Origin of the sequence: Methylophaga sp. UBA5088 (assembly GCF_002414625.1) — a bacterium.
Taxonomy (GTDB): Bacteria; Pseudomonadota; Gammaproteobacteria; order Nitrosococcales; family Methylophagaceae; genus Methylophaga; species Methylophaga marina.
Map to the genome: position 1 here is coordinate 1 of NZ_DIAC01000112.1, position 4917 is coordinate 4917.

At 45.7% G+C, this 4917-nt stretch carries 5 protein-coding genes; all 5 read left to right on the forward strand.

Annotated features, from left to right (window positions below; translation table 11 throughout):
- A partial coding sequence (gene mrdA, locus B4K20_RS14170; RefSeq protein WP_289283393.1) for a penicillin-binding protein 2 occupies window positions 1-1497 on the forward strand: 1497 nt, incomplete at its 5' end.
- The gene (rodA, locus tag B4K20_RS14175) at window positions 1490-2623 is read left to right on the forward strand and encodes a rod shape-determining protein RodA (RefSeq protein ID WP_289283394.1); all 1134 of its coding nucleotides are present in this window, start codon (window positions 1490-1492) and stop codon (window positions 2621-2623) included. The genes mrdA and rodA, both read left to right, overlap by 8 nt.
- Window positions 2620-3597: a lytic murein transglycosylase B gene (mltB, locus tag B4K20_RS14180; protein WP_289283395.1), complete on the forward strand. Its 978-nt coding sequence runs from the start codon at window positions 2620-2622 to the stop codon at window positions 3595-3597. Before rodA ends, mltB begins: the two co-directional genes overlap by 4 nt.
- Window positions 3594-4424 carry a septal ring lytic transglycosylase RlpA family protein gene (locus B4K20_RS14185; protein WP_289283396.1) on the forward strand — a complete coding sequence of 277 codons (831 nt, stop codon included), beginning with the start codon at window positions 3594-3596 and terminating at the stop codon, window positions 4422-4424. Before mltB ends, B4K20_RS14185 begins: the two co-directional genes overlap by 4 nt.
- Before the next feature lie 24 nt (window positions 4425-4448).
- Window positions 4449-4917: D-alanyl-D-alanine carboxypeptidase family protein (locus B4K20_RS14190; protein ID WP_289283397.1), on the forward strand; the 469-nt coding region annotated here is incomplete at its 3' end.

Here is a 4917-nt window from a genome sequence, read left to right on the forward strand (position 1 = left end):
AAGGAACGTATGCAGCGTCAGCGCCGCTTTCACCATGTTGTGATCCGGCAACGACTCACAGAAGAAGAGGTCGCTCGCTTCTCTGCTAACCGTTATCGTTTTCCTGGTGTGGATATCGAAGGCCGTCTGATACGACATTACCCACAGAATAACTTGTTTGCACATGCTGTTGGTTACGTTGGCCGTATCAACGAGCGTGATATGCAAATCATCGATCAGAAAGACTACAAAGGGACTTCTCAGATTGGTAAAACAGGCATTGAAAAGGAATACGAAGATAAACTACATGGCAGTGTGGGCTACCGTCAGGTAGAAACAAATGTTCAAGGCCGTATTGTACGTGAACTTCTGTCTGAGCCCTCACAGTCAGGCGATGATTTATATTTAAACCTGGATATTAATCTGCAACGTGTCGCAGCGGCATCATTGGGGGACTACAATGGCTCAGTGGTGGCGATTGACCCTCGCAATGGTGGGGTTTTAGCGCTAGTGAGCAAGCCTGACTACAATCCGAATTCATTCGTTTCAGGTATCAGTAGTAAAGAATACGGGGCGTTGAGGGATTCGCCTGAGAGACCGTTGTTTGATAGAGCGCTTCGTGGTCACTATCCACCTGGTTCGACACTTAAACCTTTTGTGGCCTTGGCAGGATTGGAACTGGGCGTTGTCAATGAACGCTCTAAAACCTATTGTCCTGGATGGTATAGCTTACCAGGCAGTAGTCATCGTTATCGCTGCTGGAAAAGTTATGGCCATGGTATGGTTGATATGAAAGATGCAGTAGCTCAGTCTTGCGACGTATATTTCTACGATTTAGCTCATGCGCTGGGCATCGATCGTTTGCATCATTTTCTTGATTATTTTGGCTTTGGCCATCGCAGCGGTATCGATTTACCCAATGAAAGTGAAGGTTTGTCACCCTCAAGTGAATGGAAACGTGCCAGTCGGAATCAAGCGTGGTTTCCAGGTGAAACATTGATTTCAGGAATAGGCCAGGGCTTTAACCAAACGACACCCGTTCAGCTGGCTCATGCTACAGCGACACTGGCTATGCGAGGCATCTCAATGCAGCCACAAGTGGTGAGGGCAACTCGCCCGGCTGGGCAAGCTGATATGAATCTCAGAAACAGTGAGATTATGAACAATCTGCCAATGCAAAATAGTCAAAACTGGGAAGCCGTCGTTCAAGCCATGGTTGAAGTGATCCACGGAGAGCGGGGTACAGCCAGATCAGTGGGGAAAGACATGCCTTTTAAAGTGGCGGGTAAATCAGGCACAGCCCAGGTATTCGGCATAGCACAGGATGAAGAGTACGATGCTGAAACTCTGGAACGAAAGCTCCATGACCATGCTTTATTTATTGCCTTTGCTCCAGCCGATAAACCCGAGTTTGCTGTAGCTGTTGTGGTCGAAAATGGGGGGAGTGGTAGTAAAGTAGCCGCACCTATCGCCAGAAAGTTAATTCAACAGTATTTTGGATTTGAAGTCGATGAGTAGTAGCCTGCTAAGCGATAGAAGAAAACCGCATCAGTGGCAATTCTCCACCATGTTGCGGCGATTTCATATCGATCCTCTTTTGTTACTCGGCCTGCTTATTTTGTTGGGTGCAGGATTAATGATGCTGTTCAGCGCGGGTGGGCAGGATACTGGCATTATTATTCGTCAGCTGGTGAGAATCGGTATGGCAGTAACGGTTATGCTAGCGATAGCTCAGATTGATCCTGACCGACTTCGCGATAATGCTTATCTGCTTTATGGCTTCGGCTTGGTTTTACTTATTGCTGTGTTGTTGTTTGGGCATGAGGGAAAAGGCGCTCAGCGCTGGTTGAATTTAGGCTTTTTCCGGTTCCAGCCTTCAGAAATTATTAAGTTGGCTGTACCTATTCTGGTAGCAGCCTATATTGCTGAACGCCCATTGCCTCCATCCGCATGGCGTATTCTCGTTGGGTTAGTGTTAATTGGTCTGCCAGCGTTTCTTATTGCGAAACAGCCTGATTTAGGCACGGCTATTTTGATTGCCAGTTCAGGGCTGATTGTCTTATTTTTAGCCGGCATCAGTTGGAAAATTATTATTGGCTTTTTAGTCTCCTGTGCCTCTGCTGCCCCTGTGCTGTGGTATTTCATGCACGATTATCAACGCCGCCGCGTGCTGACTTTTCTCAATCCGGAAAATGATCCTTTAGGCGCCGGCTATCATATTATTCAGTCAAAAATTGCTATTGGCTCTGGAGGCTTATTCGGTCAAGGATGGCTACAGGGCACACAGTCGCATTTAGAGTTCTTACCTGAACGTTCTACAGATTTTATTTTTGCTGTGATCTCAGAAGAGTTCGGTTTGGTCGGTGTCGCAATTTTATTATTTGTTTATTTACTGGTCGCTAGCAGAGGACTATATATTGCCAGTCAGGCTCAAAGTAGTTTCGCCAGACTGCTGGCAGGAAGTATTTCTATTACTTTCCTTGTCTATGTGTTCGTTAATGTTGGGATGGTAACAGGATTGTTACCCGTTGTAGGGGTGCCGCTGCCCCTGATCAGTTATGGGGGCACGTCAATGGTGACCCTGCTGGCAGGCTTCGGTATCCTGATGTCTATTCATACTCACCGAAGGATGATGTCACCGTGAAAAAAACGCTATTCAGTTCTTTGCTGCTGCTTGCCAGTATCCATGTGCAAGCCAATGACCAATTACCAGGTGTCGATGCCTTTATCGATAAGATGGTAACTAAACACGGTTTCGATCGTGCTGAGTTAGACAATGTATTTGACCAGGTCGACGTCAAGGATGCCATTCTTAAGGCTATCTCAAGGCCGGCTGAAAAAAGTAAGCCTTGGTATGAATACCGAAATATATTTCTGACCGATTCACGTATCAATGGTGGCTACGAATTCTGGCAACATCATAAAGAAGCGCTGGAAGCCGCTGAAAAACAATATGGCGTGCCAGCAGAGATCATTATTTCAATATTGGGTGTGGAAACACGTTATGGTCAGCATATGGGGGGCTATCGTGTCATTGATGCTTTATCCACACTGGCTTTCCGTTATCCACCACGCAGTCCTTTTTTTACCAGTGAACTGGAAAAGTTTTTAGTGCTAACAGAACAGGAAAAAATCTCTCGACTGGATCCTGTAGGTTCTTATGCAGGAGCGATGGGATTGGGACAGTTTATGCCAAGTAGCTATCTGGCGTATGCGGTGGATTTTGATGGTGATGGCCATCGTGATATCTGGACGAATCCGACCGATGCTATTGGTAGTATCGCCAATTACCTGAAGTTACATGGTTGGGTACCTGGTCAATCTATCGTGCATCGCACACAGGCGAGTAAACCACTTCCTGAAGCCATGTTAGCCAATGATCTCAAACCCGCATTCACTCGACAGCAGCTAAAAGAAGCCGGCTTTTCACTCTCCCAAGTGCCAGCGGGTGATGATGTGTTATCTGTGGTTGGTTTGACACAAGCTGACGGTGAGGAATACTGGTTAGGCAGACAGAATTTTTATGCGATCACTCGCTATAATCATAGTCGTATGTATGCCATGGCTGTATATCAGCTTGCACAAGCTATTCGAGAAAAAATGGATAAGACCAAATGAGTTTGAGTTCACACCGATTAGCGTTGTTATTGCTAATCGGTTTTTTGACTTCATGTGGAGGTAAAGTTGGCGTTGTCGAGCAGGATAGTGCGCCCACACGCGTTCCGGATTTAAGTAATATTCCTGATGCAGTACCTAAAAATGAACCATTAAGTAAATATGGTAATCCCCGTCAATATAAAGTTTTAGGCAAAAACTATTACACCTTAAGTAGTGCTGAAGGGTATCGTGAAAAAGGGATTGCATCTTGGTACGGCACGAAGTTTCACGGTCGCAGAACGTCGAGCGGTGAAATTTACGATATGTACAAAATGACCGCTGCGCACAAGACATTACCTTTACCGACTTATGTGGAAGTGACTAACCTTGAAAACGGTAAAAAAGCCATTGTGAAGGTGAATGATCGCGGTCCGTTTCACGAAAACCGTGTGATTGATCTATCATATAGCGCAGCAACTAAGCTCGGGATTATTGCTAAAGGAACTGGTTTAGTGGAAGTACGAGCGCTAACCACACCAGGTAAAGCCACTGTGGCGCCTACAATCAAGGAAGCCGCACCTAAGGTGACCGCTTCGGTAAAGCCACTGAGCTCAGCAGAAATGTTCCTGCAAGTGGGGGCTTTCAGCAGCTTGAGTCGCGCTGAGCAAATAAAACGAAAATTACAGCATGAAGTCACTGGCGTCATTATTATCACGCCATTTAAAAGTTCGCAGGGAACCCTATATCGTGTGCGTATAGGGCCAATAAGCAGCGTTGAACAAGGCGATAGCCTGGCGACGAAATTAGCTAATCTTGGTTATCCCAATTCGCACATTGTTATTGATTAAACATTTAGATTCAGAGAGTTCAATATGCTGAAACACACGAAAGTTGTTTTATTTCTGTCCTTTTTATTCGCATTTACCCAGGTTTTTGCTGGTGCTATCACACCTCAACCTTCCGCGCCGAGCGTCGCGGCAAAATCATACATTTTAATGGATTATGACAGTGGTCGAATTCTGGCTGAAGAAAACGCGGACCAAAAATTACCCCCTGCGAGTATCACTAAACTAATGACATCTTATGTGGTGTCGCATGAACTGCATGCTGGCAACATTAAACTCGAAGATGAAGTGTTGATCAGTGAAAAAGCTTGGCGTATGCAAGGTTCACGCAGCTTTATGGAAGTAAACACCAAAGTCAGCCTTGAGTCTTTGATGCGAGGCATGATTGTACAGTCAGGTAATGATGCTGCAGTTGCACTAGCTGAGCATATTGCGGGTAGTGAAGAAACCTTTGCACAGATGATGAATCAGTATGCGCAGCAGCTTGGTATGTACA